Origin of the sequence: Henriciella sp. AS95, from assembly GCF_038900055.1 — a bacterium.
Lineage (GTDB): Bacteria > Pseudomonadota > Alphaproteobacteria > Caulobacterales > Hyphomonadaceae > Henriciella.
On the sequence record NZ_JBBMQM010000001.1, the window covers coordinates 3,608,729 to 3,625,267 of the forward strand.

At 61.1% G+C, this 16,539-nt stretch carries 21 protein-coding genes; 12 read left to right on the forward strand and 9 right to left on the reverse strand.

Annotation, left to right across the window (positions count from 1 at the left end; genetic code table 11):
• Nucleotides 1-193 precede the first annotated feature (193 nt).
• Entirely contained in the window at nucleotides 194-556 is a 363-nt protein-coding gene (locus WNY37_RS17455; protein WP_342974681.1) for a BlaI/MecI/CopY family transcriptional regulator, read from the forward strand.
• Nucleotides 553-2,652, forward strand: a complete 2,100-nt coding sequence (locus WNY37_RS17460; RefSeq protein ID WP_342974682.1) for a M56 family metallopeptidase — start codon at nucleotides 553-555, stop codon at nucleotides 2,650-2,652. The genes WNY37_RS17455 and WNY37_RS17460 overlap by 4 nt, the downstream gene beginning before the upstream one ends.
• 67 nt (nucleotides 2,653-2,719) lie before the next feature.
• Here WNY37_RS17460 and WNY37_RS17465 read toward each other — a convergent pair whose 3' ends face one another.
• Both WNY37_RS17465 and WNY37_RS17470 read right to left on the reverse strand, forming a co-directional pair.
• A complete protein-coding gene (locus tag WNY37_RS17465) occupies nucleotides 2,720-3,406 on the reverse strand; it encodes a hypothetical protein (RefSeq protein ID WP_342974683.1) in 687 nt (228 codons plus the stop codon).
• 89 nt (nucleotides 3,407-3,495) lie between these two features.
• Nucleotides 3,496-4,101, reverse strand: a complete 606-nt coding sequence (locus WNY37_RS17470; protein ID WP_342974684.1) for an NUDIX hydrolase — start codon at nucleotides 4,099-4,101, stop codon at nucleotides 3,496-3,498.
• A gap of 79 nt (nucleotides 4,102-4,180) precedes the next feature.
• Here WNY37_RS17470 and WNY37_RS17475 point away from each other — a divergent pair, with 79 nt between their 5' ends.
• Nucleotides 4,181-4,927: a sulfite exporter TauE/SafE family protein gene (locus WNY37_RS17475; RefSeq protein ID WP_342974685.1), complete on the forward strand. Its 747-nt coding sequence runs from the start codon at nucleotides 4,181-4,183 to the stop codon at nucleotides 4,925-4,927.
• A gap of 27 nt (nucleotides 4,928-4,954) precedes the next feature.
• Nucleotides 4,955-5,362 (forward strand): hypothetical protein, encoded by a 408-nt coding sequence (locus tag WNY37_RS17480; protein WP_342974686.1) that lies wholly within the window; start codon nucleotides 4,955-4,957, stop codon nucleotides 5,360-5,362.
• A gap of 62 nt (nucleotides 5,363-5,424) precedes the next feature.
• Here the strand turns inward: WNY37_RS17480 and WNY37_RS17485 are convergent, their stop codons facing one another.
• On the reverse strand, nucleotides 5,425-6,060 hold the full coding sequence (locus tag WNY37_RS17485) for a porin family protein (protein WP_342974687.1): 636 nt from the start codon (nucleotides 6,058-6,060) through the stop codon (nucleotides 5,425-5,427).
• 202 nt (nucleotides 6,061-6,262) lie between these two features.
• The gene (locus WNY37_RS17490) at nucleotides 6,263-6,724 is read right to left on the reverse strand and encodes a nucleoside deaminase (RefSeq protein ID WP_342974688.1); all 462 of its coding nucleotides are present in this window, start codon (nucleotides 6,722-6,724) and stop codon (nucleotides 6,263-6,265) included.
• Nucleotides 6,725-6,785: 61 nt separating this feature from the next.
• On the opposite strand from WNY37_RS17490, the gene rsmD reads away from it, so the two are divergent.
• Nucleotides 6,786-7,346: a 16S rRNA (guanine(966)-N(2))-methyltransferase RsmD gene (gene rsmD, locus WNY37_RS17495; protein ID WP_342974689.1), complete on the forward strand. Its 561-nt coding sequence runs from the start codon at nucleotides 6,786-6,788 to the stop codon at nucleotides 7,344-7,346.
• Here the strand turns inward: rsmD and WNY37_RS17500 are convergent.
• Nucleotides 7,343-8,398: a patatin-like phospholipase family protein gene (locus WNY37_RS17500; RefSeq protein WP_342974690.1), complete on the reverse strand. Its 1,056-nt coding sequence runs from the start codon at nucleotides 8,396-8,398 to the stop codon at nucleotides 7,343-7,345. The genes rsmD and WNY37_RS17500 overlap by 4 nt on opposite strands.
• Nucleotides 8,399-8,445: 47 nt before the next feature.
• Here WNY37_RS17500 and WNY37_RS17505 point away from each other — a divergent pair, with 47 nt between their 5' ends.
• Together WNY37_RS17505 and WNY37_RS17510 are read left to right on the forward strand one after the other, a co-directional pair.
• On the forward strand, nucleotides 8,446-8,904 hold the full coding sequence (locus WNY37_RS17505) for an NUDIX hydrolase (RefSeq protein ID WP_342974691.1): 459 nt from the start codon (nucleotides 8,446-8,448) through the stop codon (nucleotides 8,902-8,904).
• A gap of 76 nt (nucleotides 8,905-8,980) precedes the next feature.
• Nucleotides 8,981-9,766, forward strand: a complete 786-nt coding sequence (locus WNY37_RS17510; protein WP_342974692.1) for an SDR family oxidoreductase — start codon at nucleotides 8,981-8,983, stop codon at nucleotides 9,764-9,766.
• A gap of 12 nt (nucleotides 9,767-9,778) precedes the next feature.
• Here WNY37_RS17510 and WNY37_RS17515 read toward each other — a convergent pair whose 3' ends face one another.
• Entirely contained in the window at nucleotides 9,779-10,120 is a 342-nt protein-coding gene (locus WNY37_RS17515) for a hypothetical protein (RefSeq protein WP_342974693.1), read from the reverse strand.
• Nucleotides 10,121-10,291: 171 nt separating this feature from the next.
• On the opposite strand from WNY37_RS17515, the gene WNY37_RS17520 reads away from it, so the two are divergent.
• Nucleotides 10,292-11,275, forward strand: coding sequence for a nitronate monooxygenase (locus WNY37_RS17520; RefSeq protein ID WP_342974694.1), 984 nt, complete (start codon nucleotides 10,292-10,294; stop codon nucleotides 11,273-11,275).
• Between the two features lie 51 nt (nucleotides 11,276-11,326).
• On the forward strand, nucleotides 11,327-12,247 hold the full coding sequence (locus WNY37_RS17525) for an oxygenase MpaB family protein (RefSeq protein WP_342974695.1): 921 nt from the start codon (nucleotides 11,327-11,329) through the stop codon (nucleotides 12,245-12,247).
• Nucleotides 12,248-12,258: 11 nt separating this feature from the next.
• Here WNY37_RS17525 and WNY37_RS17530 read toward each other — a convergent pair whose 3' ends face one another.
• The 3 genes from WNY37_RS17530 to WNY37_RS17540 are packed head-to-tail and all read right to left on the reverse strand — an operon-like array spanning nucleotide 12,259 to nucleotide 14,405.
• Nucleotides 12,259-12,798, reverse strand: coding sequence for a CDP-alcohol phosphatidyltransferase family protein (locus tag WNY37_RS17530; protein WP_342974696.1), 540 nt, complete (start codon nucleotides 12,796-12,798; stop codon nucleotides 12,259-12,261).
• 12 nt (nucleotides 12,799-12,810) lie between these two features.
• Nucleotides 12,811-13,455, reverse strand: coding sequence for a lysophospholipid acyltransferase family protein (locus tag WNY37_RS17535; RefSeq protein ID WP_342974697.1), 645 nt, complete (start codon nucleotides 13,453-13,455; stop codon nucleotides 12,811-12,813).
• A complete protein-coding gene (locus WNY37_RS17540; RefSeq protein ID WP_342974698.1) occupies nucleotides 13,455-14,405 on the reverse strand; it encodes a phosphatidate cytidylyltransferase in 951 nt (316 codons plus the stop codon). The genes WNY37_RS17535 and WNY37_RS17540 overlap by 1 nt, the downstream gene beginning before the upstream one ends.
• A 50-nt stretch (nucleotides 14,406-14,455) precedes the next feature.
• Here WNY37_RS17540 and WNY37_RS17545 point away from each other — a divergent pair, with 50 nt between their 5' ends.
• The 3 genes from WNY37_RS17545 (at nucleotide 14,456) to WNY37_RS17555 (ending at nucleotide 16,528) form a co-directional block, all read left to right on the forward strand.
• Nucleotides 14,456-14,881, forward strand: a complete 426-nt coding sequence (locus tag WNY37_RS17545) for a hypothetical protein (RefSeq protein WP_342974699.1) — start codon at nucleotides 14,456-14,458, stop codon at nucleotides 14,879-14,881.
• Entirely contained in the window at nucleotides 14,878-15,525 is a 648-nt protein-coding gene (locus tag WNY37_RS17550; protein WP_342974700.1) for a CDP-alcohol phosphatidyltransferase family protein, read from the forward strand. The genes WNY37_RS17545 and WNY37_RS17550 overlap by 4 nt, the downstream gene beginning before the upstream one ends.
• A gap of 85 nt (nucleotides 15,526-15,610) precedes the next feature.
• Complete coding sequence (locus tag WNY37_RS17555) at nucleotides 15,611-16,528, forward strand: SDR family NAD(P)-dependent oxidoreductase (RefSeq protein ID WP_342974701.1); 918 nt, start codon at nucleotides 15,611-15,613, stop codon at nucleotides 16,526-16,528.
• Nucleotides 16,529-16,539 lie beyond the last annotated feature (11 nt).

Consider the following 16,539-nt stretch of genomic DNA (forward strand, 5'->3'; position numbering starts at 1 on the left):
TGTATGTTTTTAAGGCGCAATCAGCGCATGCCTGCCTTGCGGTCATACGATGTCATGGTTAACGCGGATGCCCTTTAGCGGCGGGGCTGATCATGCCAAATGCCATGCCCCGAAAAATTCACAATTCAGCTATTGACCACAACTGTAATCGGTCGTAACGACTACAACCGTAGTCAATAGGAATTCAGGTTCGATGCAAATTACACCCGCAGAACTGGAAATCATGAACGTGCTCTGGGACCAGCCGGGCGTCGGTGCGAGTGAGATCGCCGAGGCCCTGAAGGCTGACAAGTCCTGGAATATCCGCACGATCAAGACGCTTGTGGGACGCCTTGTCGAAAAAGGCGCACTCGATACTGAACCCGATGGTCGGCGCTATCTCTATCGCCCGCTCATCAAGCGCGGCGACTATCAGAAGAAAGCCGCAAAACAATTTGTAGACCGCATGTTCGGTGGCCGGGCGGCCCCGCTCGTTGCACACCTGGCCGACGCAAGAGGCCTGAGTGCAGACGACATCGCCGAACTTGAAAAGCTTTTGGGGGAGCTGAAGAAATGAACCCGTTTGAAAACATGAACCCACTTCTCGCGAACAGCCTTCAGACGAGCCTTGCCGTTGCTGTTCTCTTCGCACTGGTTCTGGTCGTGCGCCGGCCATTTGCCCGCCAGTTCGGGGCGAAGGCAGCCTATGCGCTGTGGCTGGTCCCGCTGGCCCGGCTGTTCATGCCGCCCCTGCCGGCCAACTGGTCGCTATTCGGCGCCCTCGGCCCGGTTGAAGCGGCGCCAGAGCCTGTCATGGCCCCGCCGGTTGTGTTCCACCCTGCCCAGCCGAGCGATGTAAAGGTTGTTGTCAGCGACTTGCCGACGGCCCCTCCGGTGATCGAGTTTGCACAAGCGCCTGTCGCAGACGTGCCCGCTGAGCCGGGCATGCTGGACGCCGTGATGAGCGTGGCACCGCATCTGGTGGTTCCGCTCTGGCTGACGGGTATCGCCCTGATGCTGGGCCTCGCCTGGCGCCGTCAGGCGGTCTTCCACCGCCTGATCCGCGACGACTCCGCGCTGGCGTCGGACACGGTCAGTGAGATGGCCCACGAGATTGCCGCGCAGCTGAAAGTGCGCCGTGGTTTTGAAGTGCGCACCAGTCTCCTGAATGGCAGCCCTCTGGTGACGGGCCTCAAGCGCCCTGTGATCCTGCTGCCGGAATGGTTTGAAGCCGACTATTCACCCCGCGAACAGCGCGATGCGCTGACCCACGAGCTGATGCACGTGAAGCGCGGCGACCTCTTTGCCCTGCAGGCAGCCCAGATCGTGCTCGCGCTGCAGTGGTTCAACCCTCTTGCTTACCTGTCCATCCGCGCCTTCCGCGTGGACCAGGAAGCTGCTTGCGACGCTGATGTGCTTCGGGCGGGAACATCATCAGCGTTCTCCTATGGCCGTACCCTGATCAAGGCTGCACGCCTTGCCGGACCGGCTGATAGCGCCTTCAGAGGCGCAAACCTCACCCTGGCGCATCCCATAAAAGAAAGACTAATCCTGATGCAGAACACCGCCCCAACCCTTCGCAAGCGCCTGCTTGGCACGACGCTGGCCATCACGCTCGGCTCTGCCGCGATCTTCACGACCGCGTCCTGCGCCGCCTCGGCCACCCCGCGTGACCAGTCATCGGCTGAACTGGCCGGCGGCGACGACAAGGTTGCAGACGTCGAGCGCGAGACCCGCGCCTACAGCTTCAGCTCGCACCATGACGATGATGACAGACAGTTTGTCATGCTGAGCGACCCGTTCGAGTCTTTGCAGCCGCGCCTCAGAAATCTCGATAATCTCGACCTGTCTGACCTTGAGCAGGAAATGCAGAAGCTCTCTATCGAGATCAGCCAGGTCGGCGAAATGGAAGCGATCAAAGCCATTTCTGAAATCGACTTCTCTGAACTGGCCGAGTTGAGCGAACTCTCTGGCCTTGCCGAGCTTGGCAATATGAAGTTCGACTTCGATCTCGACCTCGATCTGGAAGGCCTCGAAGACTTCGACATCGAGACGGTCGAAACCGAAGATGGCGTGAAGATCATCATCCCGAACCATGAGATTTTCATCTCCAAGCTCGATGAAGGCAAATTCGAGATCGAGATGGAAAAACTGGAAGCCATGGCAGAGGCTCATGCCGAACGCGCAGAAGCGATGGCCGAAGTCTACGCCGAACGCGCCGAAGCAATGGCTGAAATGCATGAGCAGCGTGCAGACGCCTGGGAAGAAGCCAATGACCAGCGCATGGAGAAGATGGAACTCGTCATCGAACGGGAAATCGAAAGCCGCGCCGACCGTATCGAAGAGCTCGGTGACCTGATGGAAATGCGCATCGAAGCGGCGTTTGAAGACGGTCTGGAAGATGATCTCGAAGCGGCTGGCGACGTCGTGGAAGAGCTGGCTGACCAGTGTGAAGACCGCGACGATGACCTCAATTCACCAGCCATCGTGTCGGCGCGGGGCGATGACGGCAAGACCTATCGCGCGCTCTGTGTGAATGGTGGGAGCGACCGCCTCAAAGGCCAGGATGTGAAGGACTTCGTCCAGAACCATCCAGAGCTGAGCGACGCGGAAAAAGAGCGCTTCAACCAGCAGCGCTCCTACTCATACGAATATTCCTGGTCTGAAGAATAATCCCTTCGAACCGGACTTCAGATCTGGAATTGGAAGGCCTCTGCTCCGACCCGGCAGAGGCCTTTTTCTATTTCAGCAACCGCCCCTTGCTGATGCGCTGGACCAGCAGCGCAAAGCCAAACAGCACCGTTGTCAGGCCAAGGAAGGCGAAAATTCTCAGCCACCATGTATCGAACCGGTCCTCGCCGGTCACATCCATGATGTGGAAGCGCCAGAGCACATCGAAGATGCGCCATTTCGGTGTGCGGACCGCGGTGACGCGCGCCGCTTCGGCATCAACCCAGAAGACGGCGCGGTCGAGACCCTCGAATTCGACGCGCCAGAGCGGCTTTGTGGAGAAGGCCTCGCGCGGTGGATGGTCGATCCGTTCCACCGTTGTGGCGTAACCGCGTCCAGCCCACGCCTCTTCAGCAATTCGGCGGACCGCTTTCTCGCCCAGCGGCGACAATTGCTCGCCCGTTGAGGCCTCATAGAGCGCCGTCCAGCCATCGCCGGAGACCTGCCAGACGGGACGGCCCAGGACCTGACGCAGCTCAGCTTTTTCAATGGCCTGCCCAACGTCTGGCGGCGTGATCTCGCCCAGCCCGGCAAGATCAACCGCCGGCGCGTCTGCCCGCAAATGCTCACCGCGGATCTGTTCGATGGGGAAGAGCGTGAAGAACAGGCCGCTCGCCGTCCAGAACAGAAGCTGGAAGCCGACGACAAGGCCGAGCAGCTTGTGGACGCGGGCAACCCGCCGGGCATTCATGGCCATCTGTTTCCCTCACTCTGGATCCTCCCCTTTGCCGGAAGGGGCCGGGTGATGTCGAGACTTTCGTGAAGACCCGTGCTCTGGCGGGTGCCTTAGTCGAGAAGGTGCCGCGCAATCTCTTCGGTCAGCTCTCCGCGCCGCGCGCGCTCCAGGGCCGTGAGAACCATAAGATGGGTGAAGCTGTCGGTGATCTCGCCGTTAAGGCAGCGATCGACAAGCGTCCGGACAGGCACCCGCTCGACTTTCAGCTCTTCGGACGGTTCGGGTGCAGCGTCCCCGGCGCGGAGCCCCCATGCGATATAGCCGAAGGCGCGCTCATCGGTGACTGAGTTGGACAAATGCCACTCGCCCAGCAGCTGCCAATGGGCGGCGCGCAAGCCGGTCTCTTCCTGCAACTCGCGCGCGGCGGAGATTTGCGGATCGATGTCCTTCGCGCCGCCGCCTTCGGGAAGTTCCCAGCCATAGGCATCGAAAGTGAAGCGGTGCTGGCCGACGAGCCAGGTGTGGCCCTCCTCATCGATAGGCAGGACGCCGGTCGCGTAATTGGCGTAGCGCACCACGCCGTAAATGCCGGGCGCGCCATTGGGATGGGTGACCTGGCTGGTTTCGACGCGGATCCAGGGGTTTTCATAAGAGAGCTCGGTCTCATGCACCTGCCATGGGCCGTTGCGCTCTGGATGCCGGGAATCATCTGCCATGCGCAGACACTAGTCCGAGACGCTCCTGGCACAAGCGGGAGGCCTGTCAGTGTTCCGGAATCAGGCTAATCCAACCGCCATGTCCTGGATCGCCGCCCTTGTCATCCTCATTGCGACGCTGATCACGGCTTTCATATCAGGCATTTTCGGCATGGCGGGCGGGCTCATCCTGATGGGGGTGTTAACCGCGGTGCTGCCCGTCGCGACAGCGATGATCGTGCACGGGGCGATCCAGATGGTGTCAAACGGATGGCGCGCCTGGCTGTTGCGAGGCCATATCGACTGGAAGGTGTTTGCCCGCTACCTCGCAGGGTCGGTCGTGGCCATCATCCTGCTGTTCCTGGTCGCGTGGCGGCCCGACAAGACGATGGTCTACCTGATGCTGGGGCTGATCCCGTTTCTGGTCTGGATCCCCAAGTCTTTGGTGGACCTTGATATCCAGAAGCCAGGTCAGGCCGAGGGGGCGGCAGTGGTGGTCCAGTCGCTGAACACGCTGGCCGGGGTATCAGGCCCGCTGCTCGACCTGATGTTCGTGCGCACGGACATGACCCGGCAGGCGATTGTCGCCACCAAGGCCGTTACGCAAGTCGTCGCGCATCTGGTGAAGATCGCCTTCTGGAGCGTGCCATTGCTGGCCGCGAGCGGGATATCGGCGATGCCGCCGGTCTGGTTGCTGGCGCTTGCCATACCGTTGTCGATGACGGGCACATGGCTCGGCGGGCTGGTGCTGGAGCGGATGAATGATGTCGACTTCAAGCGCTGGATGCGCTGGCTGGTGACGGTGATCGGCGCGGTCTATCTGGCGCGGGCGGCGGGATTAATCTAGTTAAACGACAGTTTTCTTGGACGTGTGATGATGCGATCTCTTCTACTTATCGGGGTGCTAGGGCTCGCTTCTTGCGGCGATGCGGTCGAGCTGCCGGACATTTGCGCTGTCAGCGCGAAGGGCAACTTCTCGACCGCAAAATCGCTGAAGGTGCGCCATGTTGAGGTTACCGAATCGGAGCCTGAAATTGCTGACTTTTTTGAAAACCTAGCCGAACAGACCTTTCGAGATGACAAGCGAAATGATGGCTTCGAGCCGAACGTTGCGCAATTCAGGGATGTCTGGGACGAATATGCAGAAAAGCTGCTAGAAAGACCTGGCGACGTATATTTTGCACGTCTTCAGATTCAGCATTTCGACAAAAGAACCTCGCGTTACCGGTCCATGTGCTTCACCGGCGATGGCGGTTGCACCTGCCTTCATCTCGACCAATAAAAAAAACGCCGGCGCCCCTTTCTGGGACGCCGGCGCCTTGACGATATCGCGTCAGTTGAGTGCTAGAATTTGTAACCAGCACTGACCATCGCAGCGTGTGTGTCGGTATCGCCGAAGCCATACCAGGTATAGTCGCCGCGAAGTTCCCAGCTCTCGGTCAGGTCAAAATTGAGACCAGCACCAAGCGCTGCACCGTCTTCGGAGTCTTCGATCGTGGTGATCGGCGTGCCACCCGGCGTCTGGATTTCAGCATCCAGGTCGACGAAGGCATAACCGGCACGGCCGAAGATATCGAGCCTGTCAGTGACCGGCATGGATGCGCGGCCATAGACACCAACGAGATAGTTGAGACCGATGTCGCCCGAAGCGGAAATCAGGTCATTGAAATCACCATCATTATTGTCGTCGAGGTCAAACTCGTCCTCGTCGACATTATAGTCGAATTCACCATCATCGATGCCGGACGTCACATCAGCTTCGAGGCTGAAGAACTTATTGAACTGATACCCGGCACGGGCGGTGATTGCATTGGTATCCACACCCGATTCAGCGCCATCGGGCTGAATGTCGAGATAGGAATAGCCGCCTTGCAGATAGAAGCCTGTGTCTTCGTCTGCATAGCCCTGAGCCTGCGCGCTCGCGCCGGCAAAAGTTAGGGCACCAGCTGCTGCAGTACCAATGAGCAATTGTTTCAACATGGGAGGTTTCCTCATTCTGAGTTCGTTTTCTTGCCCCGACCCATAGCCGGAACTGGAGACCAAACGAGGCAGTTTAAAGGCACGTTCCACAGCGTGCTCACCACACGCTGCACGTGTGCCATTTTGGCATCACTTTCTGTAATTTAATTTAACAAATACAAAAGGTTAACGCGGATCTTGCCATCCTCCGAAGCCGCCTGATTCAGCGTCTCCGGGAGCGGAAAAAGTCCTTAAGCAACAAGGCGGAATCAGCGGCATGCGCTGTACACTGATAGACCTCCGGGCGCCAATGACAGATGGGCTGTTCGAAGAAGTTCGGGCCATGCATGACGGCGCCGCCCTTCTCATCCAGGGCTGCGATATAAAGGCGGTGGATTCGGGCAAAGCTGATCGCGCCAGCGCACATGGCGCAGGGCTCCAGCGTGACATAGAGATCGAGGCCCGGCAGGCGGTAATTGCCGACCCTCGCCGCCGCCGCACGGATGGCAACGATTTCTGCATGCGCGGTCGGGTCATGCGACGCGATGGGGCCGTTGCGGCCTTCGCCAAGGATGTCGCCTGTCCTGGGGTCCACGACGACAGCGCCGACCGGCACTTCGCCGGCGTCCGCGGCCTGCCGGGCGAGCTCCATCGCCCGTTCCATGTATTGCTCAACGCTCATCATGACAGCCCATACACGCTAACGAACTTTCCTGCACCATCCGGCAGTGCTAAGGGCGCTGCCCATGCGCATCATTTCCGGAAAATTCAAAGGCCAGGCGATTGCTGCCCCCAAAGGCCGCAATACGCGTCCAACGTCTGACCGGGCGCGCGAGAGCCTGTTCAATGTGCTGGCGCATGCGAGCTGGGCGCCGGAGCTTGAAGGCGCGCGGGTGATCGATCTCTTCGCTGGCTCTGGCGCACTCGGCTTTGAGGCGATGTCGCGCGGGGCGGCCTTCTGCCTGTTCGTTGAGACCGAGAGCAGTGCGCGCGGGGCCATCCGCGACAATGTCGAGACGCTGCAATTGTTCGGCAATACGCGCATCCATCGGCGCAGCGCCATTGATCTCGGCAACAAGCCCGCGGGCGTGGGATCGCCTTTCGACCTCGCTTTCCTCGACCCGCCCTATCATCAGGGCCTGGTGACGCCGTGCCTGAAGACGCTGGTCTCTGGCGAGTGGATGGCCGACGATGCGCTGGCCGTGGTCGAGACCGACAGTTCCGAGACGTTCGAGCATGAAGACTGGGAGCTTGTCGACGAGCGCGAAGCTGGCAAGGCAAAGCTCACCATGCTGAAGCGGGTCTAGCTCTCCACGCCGTCAAGAAACGTCTCGTGAATGTCGATGCTGGACTGTTTGCCGACATGGTGCAGGCAGGAGCCCAGCCATTCATCGGCATAGTCCCTGCCCTTCTCGCGCAGGTTTGAGAGGAAAGGCCAGCTCGTATCGTATTTCGTCTCAAGGCTTAGATCGCGCAGCATCTCGCCGCCGCGAATGGCATGGATGTTGAGCTTGCGGTAGCGGCTCTGCACCGCCTTTGAGAGCCAGTTCTGGCCGAGCAGCTTCTGCACGAAGGCGATGGCGCGAAGCTCTCCCAGCAGCGCGGCGTTGAAGGTGATCTCGTTCAGGCGGTCCTGGATCGCGCCGGCGGTTTTCGGCGTTCCCTTGCGCTCAAGCGGGTTGAGAATGACGAGCAGCACATCCCTCGGCGCATCGGTATAGAAGAGCGGAAACAGCGATGGATTGCCGAGATAGCCGCCATCCCAATAAGGCACGTTATCGATCTCTACCGCCCGGAACGTGTTTGGCAGGCACGCCGATGCGAGGATGGCTTCGGAGGTGAGCTCTTCGCCCTCAAAGATACGGACTTTCCCCGTCTCCACATTGGTCGCCGCCACGAAGAGCTGGATGGGTGAGGCGCGCACGGCCTCGAAATCAATCATCGTCTCGACGGTTTCGCGCAGCGGGTTGAGATCAAACGGGTTGAAGTCATAGGGGCTTAGAAAGGATGACATCGCCGTGGCAAAGCTGTGCGGCGTCCAGGCAAGAAGCGGATTGGAGCCGAGGACTTCGGTTGCAATGTGGTGCGGCTTCATCGAGTAGAGCGCTGCGCCGCGTCTGGAAATGTCCTGCCAGAAGTCCAGCAGGGCTTCGCGTGCGCCGGTTGAGCCGTTTTTCTGATAGCCGGAAATATACGCCGCAGCATTCATGGCGCCTGCCGAGGTGGCGGTGATCGACTTGATCTCGATGTCTTCGCATTCAGTGAGCCGTTCGAGGACGCCCCATGTGAATGCGCCGTGTGCCCCGCCACCTTGCAAGGCAAGGCTAATGGGTCTGGATTTCTTCCGACTTCGAGCCATACACTCTCCTTTGCTCTGCCGACTATTGAGGCCAACTCCCTAAGACAATGCCAAACAAGCAATCTTCACCAGAACTTGCCGAAGGGGTGCGCCCTCAGGCGGCGGTCGGCGTGGTCTGCGTCAGAGACGGGCAGGTCTTGCTCGTGCGTCGCGGCACACCGCCCATGACGGGTGAATGGTCGCTGCCGGGCGGGCGGATTGAACCTGGTGAACCCGTGAAGCTGGCAGCGCTACGGGAGCTGGCCGAAGAGACAAGCGTCACAGCAGAGCTGGTCGGCCTGATCGATGTCGTGGATGCGATCGTGAAGAACCGTGAAGGCACGCTGATCACCCGTCATTTTGTGCTCACGGATTTCGCTGCGGTGTGGACGGGCGGTGAGCCTGTGGCCGGAGATGATGCGGACGAGGCGCGTTTCTTCGCGATGGATGAGCTGGACGCGCTCGGCCTCTGGTCCGAGACGCTGCGCATCATACAGGACGGCGCCCGGATGGTTGACCAACGCTGACCTTCCCTGCCGTCACTATTGATCTTGCCGGTCGGCTTAGCCTTTATGCGCGGGAATCAGAATGGAGGAATTTCAGATGGCTTACGCACCTTTTGACCTGAGCGGAAAAGTGGCGCTCGTGACAGGCGGTAACAAAGGGATCGGCCTCGGCATGGCCAAAGGTCTGGCAGAGTCGGGCGCCCATATCGCGATCTGGGGCCGCAAGGAGGCCGACAACAAGGCGGCCGCCGAGACGCTCTCGAAGCTGGGCGGCGGCGAGGCACGGGCCTGGCAGGTCGATGTTTCAGACGAGCAGGCCGTAATTGAGGCAATGGCGGAGACGGTGAAGGCCTTCGGGCGGCTCGATAGCTGTATCGCCAATGCCGGCGTCGGCTTTGGCGCGAAATCCTTTCACGAAATGACCACCGAGATCTGGCGGAAGAACATGTCGGTCAATCTGGATGGGGCCTTCTGGACGCTGCGCGAGAGCGCAAAACACATGGTCGAACGGTCGAAGAATGGTGATCCGGGCGGCACGCTCATGGGAACGGCGTCCCTCGGTGCGCTGCAGGGCGCGGCGAGGAACGAAGCCTATACGGCAACCAAGGGCGCTCTCATCACACTGATCAAGGGACTGGCCGTCGAATATGCGCGCTATGGCATCCGCGCCAACACGATCCTGCCGGGCTGGATCGCGACGGACATGACTGTCGGCGCGCAGGACAATGAAAAGTTCCAGCAAAATGTGATTTCGCGCGTGCCCATGCGGCGCTGGGGTGAGCCTGAGGATTTTGCCGGGGCGGCGATCTATCTCGTCTCCGACGCCTCGCGCTTTCACACGGGTGACACGCTGCTTATCGATGGCGGTTACGCGATCTTCTAGAGCGCATCGTGCCTATTGCGGTGTCGGCTGGTCCGGCTCAGTCGCCGGCACCGTTTCAGGCATGCCGTCTTCTTCATTATCCGGGGTGAGCGTTGAGGTGTCGCCATCCGGGCCGATGGTGTCGCCTTCGATATTTTCGGACGCGACGACGCCGTCATAGGGGTCTGTCGTGTCGGTCTGCAGCTCAGGCGCGACCGCCTCGGTCTCGTTCGTCGCCGCAACATCTTCGGTGCCGACATATTCGGACTGCGTCGGCGGGGCTGCATTGGGCTCGACGTCAGCGTCATGGTCATTGTCGCTGCACGCCCCCATGAGAATGGCGGAGCTTGCCAGGATCAAGATCTTGTAATTCATCAGATTTTCTCCAATCGCCAATGCCAGGGCGCGGTTGCTCAGGGTTCGGGGAGTAAATTCACAACCTCCCCTTCTGGTTCCAAACAGGCTGCGGCTTGCCCCAGCGAGACGGCTTGGCAAGCCGCTTCAGACGCCCTCATGATTGCCTGAAAGAACACTGGAGGACACAAGATGAGCATCCACACCCCGCTTTGCGATTTCCTGGGCGTTGACTACCCGATCATGCTGGCCGGTATGGGCGGCGTGTCCTACGCCGAACTTGCCGCCGCGATGAGCAATGCGGGCGGCTATGGCGTTCTCGGCATGGCCGGGACGACGCCGGACTTCATCGAGAGCCAGATGAAGCGCGTGCGGGAGCTGACCGACAAGCCATTTGGCGTCGATCTTCTGGCCGCCTCGCCAGAGAGCCTCGAAGAGTCTGTGGACGTGATCATCAATGGCGGGGCCGACAGCTTTGTCGCTGGGCTCGGCGTGCCGATGCCGATCATGGAGAAGCTGAAGAAAGCCGGGCTCAAGGTCATGGTTGTCGGCGGCGCGGTGAAACACGCCATCAAGGCTGAGCAGGCCGGATGTGATGCGGTGATCCTGCAGGGCGGTGAGGGCGGCGGTCATACCGGGCTGGTCGGCACGATGCCGCTGGTCGCGCAGGCGGTCGAGGCGGTGGATATTCCGGTCATTGCGGCGGGCGGTATCTATGATGGACGCGGGCTTGCGGCCTCACTGGCGCTCGGCGCGGTCGGCGTGTGGATGGGCACGCGTTTTATTGCGTCGGAAGAGGCGCATGCCGCCAACCTCTACAAACAGACCGTGGTAGGCGCGGGCGATACGGATACGACCCGTACGCGCTGCTATTCCGGCAAGCCAATGCGCTGCCGCACGAATGAGTACATTCAGGACTGGGAAAGCCGGCCAGAAGACATCCAGCCCTTCCCGCAACAGGCCATCCACTCGACCCGGACCGGCGTCATTGGCGGCATTGGCGGCATCACGGACGAGGCCAAGCTCGACGAAGATAAATCCTGCTTTGCCATGGGCCAGTCAGCCGGCGGCGTGCGCTCTGTCGAGCCGGTCGCGGCAATTGTCGAGCGGATCATGAGCGAGGCCGAGGCGAGTATCCGGAAGAGCCAGTCCTACCTCTCGAAAGCGACTACTTGAGCCGAGGCTGAGGAAAGCGGATACTGGAGCCTCATAGAACACCGAGGCTCCATGGACCTTCCCAAAACCTATCTCGGCTGGAAGACTGATTTCACGGTGCCTGCCGGCGAGCCAGCCTATGCGGCGCCGGATTCGATGAGCTGGAAAGTGTTCAAGAACCCGATCGCGCTGGCGGTTGGGGGCGTGGCGGCGGTGCTGCTGGAGTTTGCCGATGCGCGGATACGCTCCGGCGTCTGGGACCATTCGGCGTTCAAGACAGACCCGATCGGCCGGTCTCAGCGCACGGGCATGGCAGCGATGGTTGGCGTCTATGGCCCGGCGAGCGCCGCGCGGCGCGTGATCCAGGGCGTCACCAATATGCACGCCAAGGTCAGCGGCGAAACGCCGGGTGGTGAGCGCTATACGGCGATGGATGTCGAGCTGCTGGACTGGGTGGGTGCGACGGCGAGCTATGGCTTCCTGACGGCGTATGACCGGTTTGTGAAGAAGGTCTCTTACGAAGACAAATGCCGCTTTTACGAAGAGGCTGTGCCGGTCGCGAAGCTCTATGGCGTTGAGGCGCCGCTGCGCAGGCCAGAAGACTTTGATGCCATGCTGGAGGCACTGCTGCCGCGCTTTGAGCCGCATCCGATCAACACCGAGTTCCTCGACATCATCAAGTCCGGACAGGCGGCGAGGGCCGTGCCGCGGGCGCTTCACAGGACGCTCGCCAATGCGTCGGTCAGCATCCTGCCGGAAGCTGTGCGCGAGCGGCTTGAGCTTGGGCCGGACTATGATCTCTCCTATGCCGGGCGCAAGGCCGTCAAACTTGCCGGGCGGCTTGCCGAGCGCACGCCGATCAAGGGCAGCCCGCCTGCCGACGCGGCGATCCGGCTTGGCCTGCCCTGGACATTCCCTTGGAAGAGCGACGCGGCCAAGCGGCGGATCCTGTCTGAAAAAGCGCATCGGGATGTGCAGACGGCGGCGGAGTAGCGTGACAGGATTTAGTTTGCCGGGCGGGGCGCGAGGACCTTCACAGCCTGAATGGCATAGCCTGCCAGCGTGACGAGGGTGAGCGTGGCCGCCGCATAGATCAGCCCCTCTCCCAGGACGGCTTGCTGCGCCCAGAACGCCGGGGCCATCATCAGGCCAAGCCCGCCAAAAGCGAGCGCGATCTTCGCATGTTCGAACGTGGACGGCGTCAGCCGGTCCGGCCCGCCCAGCGCTTCGCCAAAGGTCGAGACGGTCTGGCAGCGGGCAATGAGGACGAGGGCCGCCATGCTCGCTGGAAGGCTGAGCGTGCCGGCGAGGATCAGCCCCATGACGGCGGCGAGGGTCAGCATCCGGTCGCCGAGCAGGTCGAGCATCGCGCCGAGGCGGGAGGTCTCACCGAGGTGGCGGGCGAGCTTACCGTCGACGATGTCGAGCAGGCCGCAGGCGAGGAAAAGCCCCAGCGCCAGCCAGCCCGGCCCATTCAGTGCCAGCAGGGCGAAGAAGGGCAGCGTCAGCAAGAGGCGAAAAATGGTGACGGTGTTCGAGATCATGGCTGTGGTCTCCTAAAGCCAGCGAAGCGGTGGGGCATCGGCGCGCAGGGTTTCGATGGTCGCGCGCAGGCGCTCCATGAAGGCGTCCTTCTTGCCGCACCATGTGAACGGCGCGCCGAGAATGGCGCTGCAATTGAACGGCACGATGATCTTCGAGCCGCGCGGCAGGACCCGCCCTGCCCCCTGTATGTAGGCCGGAACGATCGGCGCTTGCGGGAAGGCTTCGGCAAGGCGCGCGATGCCGGATTTGAAGGCGCCCATCTCCTCGGCTTCGCCGCGGCTGCCTTCGGGAAAGATCACGAGGATCTCATTATTGGCGAGCGCGGCCTTGCAGCCGGCGAGCACATCCTCGCCCTCCTTCGCGCCCTGCCGGTTGACCGGGATGATGCCGATAACATTGCGCGAGAACCAGCTGGAAAGCCGCGTCTTGAGGAAGTGGTCGGCGGCGGCGACCGGGCGAACCTGTTTCAGCGTCTTCGACGGGAACAGGCTGAGCAGGAGCAGCGTGTCGATATGGCTGTTATGATTGGCCGCGATGATGGCCGGGCCCCTGGTGGGCAGATTGGCGCGCCCGCGCACATCAAGGCCGATGATCAGCATCGCATAAGGCTTGGCGATGAAGACGAGGATGAACCGTCGAATAAGCTGCCAGATCATTAGAAACGCTCCAGTGAGAAATAGGCCAGCGCGTGCAGGAAGAGCGGCGCGGTGAACATCAGGCTGTCGAGACGGTCGAGGGCGCCGCCATGGCCAGGCAGGAGCTGGCTGGTATCCTTGACGCCGAGGTCACGCTTGATGGCGGACATGGTGATGTCGCCAAAGAAGCCGGCCACCGGCAGGACGAGGCCAACCATCACGCTCGGCCAGAAGGTGAGCGGCGTGAAGTATGGCGCGAGCAGCACAAAGATGAGCGTGGTCGTCAGGAAGCCGCCAATCGCGCCTTCCCATGTCTTGTTGGGTGAGACTTTCGGGCTGATCTTGTGGCGTCCGAACAGCTTGCCCCAGCAATACTGGGCGACGTCGTTAAACTGGGTCACGAAGATCAGGAAAAAGACGAGCCCGGCCGGGCCAGCCTCAGGCACTTCCTCAAGCGGGGTGCGCATCAGGAAGGCGACGTGGCCGAGGTTGAAGACGCAGACGATGATGCCCCATTGCATGATGCCGGCGGTCGCGAGGAATCCTTCGGTGCGGCCGAAAAAGGCCATGAGCATGGCCGTCGCGAGGAAAATGTAGACCGGCGGGATTACCAGGAAATAGGCGAAATTGTCGACCCAGACGGCCCAATAGGTGATCAGCACGCTCATATACACGAAGAGCACGACGAGCCGGTCTTCCTTGCGGGTCGGCGCGAGCGTGATGAACTCCCGCAGCGCGATGAAGCTGATGAAGGCGAAGAGGATGGTGAAGGCCTGCCAGCCGAGCAGCAGCGCGCCGCCGACGAGGCCGCAGATCACCCACCAGCTCTTCATGCGGGGGCCGAGATCATCGGCAGCGCCGGGCTTTACCTTCGGCAGGATGATCGCGGCCAGCGAGCCGGCGACAAGCAATCCCAGAAGCGCTGCAAATCCGAAAAGAAGCGGAAGAGGTTGCGCTGAAATCCAATCCATGGTCTAAGCCTTTTCGATATGTGAGCGTTTACTCACGTTGGAGGCTTTTGATGCAAACAGGATCTATTGTCAACAGGATTCTCAATCACACAGTGACCCATGTCGCAGGCGCGTTTCTCGCCATGGGCAGCTGGGCGGTGTTCGCCAATAGCGCTCACCCGCTGCCTGATATGCTGCTCGCCGGGCTGGTCCAGGGCACGCTGTCGGGGCTGATCACACTGGTCATGAAGAAGTGCCTTGAGGCGTTATCATCACAGTTTGCGCGCGCGGCGCCCGCCCTCACCATCCTCGCGCCGCCGCTGATTGTGTGTACCGTTTCAACCGCGGTTCTGATCGGCACGCATGCCCTGGCCGGGACGCCTGAAATCCTTGCCACGATTGCCGTTCCGGCGAGCGTCGCTCTCACTTATGCCATCATTTATTCCTATAGTCTCTGGCATCAGCGAAAGGCTAAAGGGGAAAAGGTCCTCGCATGAGCAACGAACTTCTCGATATTCGCCGGCCGATCCGCTCGCGCAGTTCGGCCTGGGCCACGAAAAGCGCCAAATTCCTGGCGGCTAGGGGCATCCAGCCGAACCAGATTTCCGTCGCGAGCATGGCGTTCGCCGCTGTCGGCGCGATGGCCTTTCTCCTGGTGCCGCATGTCACCGGCTTCCTTCGGGTCTTTGCACTCCTGGTTGCGATTGGCGGGATACAGGGCCGGCTTCTCTGCAACCTGTTCGACGGTATGGTCGCGGTCGAGCATGGCGCTGGCGGACCGGATGGTCCGTTCTGGAACGAATTTCCCGACCGGGTGTCGGACTTTCTCCTCCTGGCGGCGGCGGGTATTGCCTGCGACATGATCTGGGTTGGCCTCATGGCTGGCGCGCTGGCGATCTTCGTTGCCTATGTGCGCGAGCTTGGACGCGCCAACGCTCTGCCGGCCGACTATGGCGGCCCCATGGCCAAGCAGCACCGCATGGGCGTCCTGACCTTTGCAGCGGCTGTGTGCCTGTTCGAGCCGCTGTGGGGCGCAGGCACATTTGCGCTGAAAGCAGCCCTCATCATCATCACGCTTGGCTGTGCGCTGACCATCTATCTTCGCTCAAAGCGGCTTATCGAGGGGCTGAGAGCGCAATAAGGTCGCAACCTCCAGACTTGCCAAGCTTGCCGGGACCGTGTTGGAAATCTCGCAACACTTGAATGTAGCGAACTAGGAGGAACTCATGGGCGTTTTGGATGGAAAAGTCGTACTGGTCACGGGCGGCGGCAATGGCATTGGCAAGGAATGTGCGCTGCTGGCCGCAAAGGCGGGCGCGAAGGTTGTCGTGAACGATCTCGGCGGCACGCTTTCAGGCGAGGACGCTGGCGACGCTGGCCCGGCCGAGAAAGTGGCGCAGGAAATCCGCGCGGCTGGCGGCGAAGCGGTCTCGAACTCTGACAGCGTGACCGACTACAAGGCGGTTGAAGGCATGGTCGAGCAGGCCAAGGACGAGTTTGGTGGGCTGCACGCCATCATGAACCCGGCCGGGATCCTGCGCGATGGCATGTTCCACAAGATGTCGGAAGAAGACTGGAAGGCCGTCATCGACGTCCACCTGCATGGCACGTTCAACGTCACCCGCGCCTCGATCAACGAATTCCGCGACCAGGAAGACGGCGCATATGTGCTGTTCACATCCACGACCGGCCTGATCGGCAATATCGGCCAGGCGAACTATGGCGCGGCAAAGCTCGGCATCGCCAGCCTGTCGCACATCATCGCGATGGAAGGCGAGCGCAAGAATGTCCGCTCCAATGTCATCGCGCCGTTCGCCTGGACCCGCATGATCGCGTCCATCCCGGTGAAGGATGAGGCGGGCAAGGAACGCGTCGAGCGGATGAAGAATGGCATGCGCGCCGACCAGGTGGCGCAGTTTGCTGTGGCCCTCTGTGCCGATGGCGCAAAGTCCACCAGCGGCCAGATTTTCTCGGTTCGCGGCAATGAAGTCATCCTGTTCAGCCAGCCGCGCCCGGTGAAATCGGTCGCCCGTCTGGAAGGCTGGACGCCTGAGACGCTGATCGAACAGGGCCTGCCAAGTATGGAAGGCAGCTTTACAGACCTCGGCCCGACGACGACAGTGTTTCCGTACGAACCGATCTAGGGACACTTAAT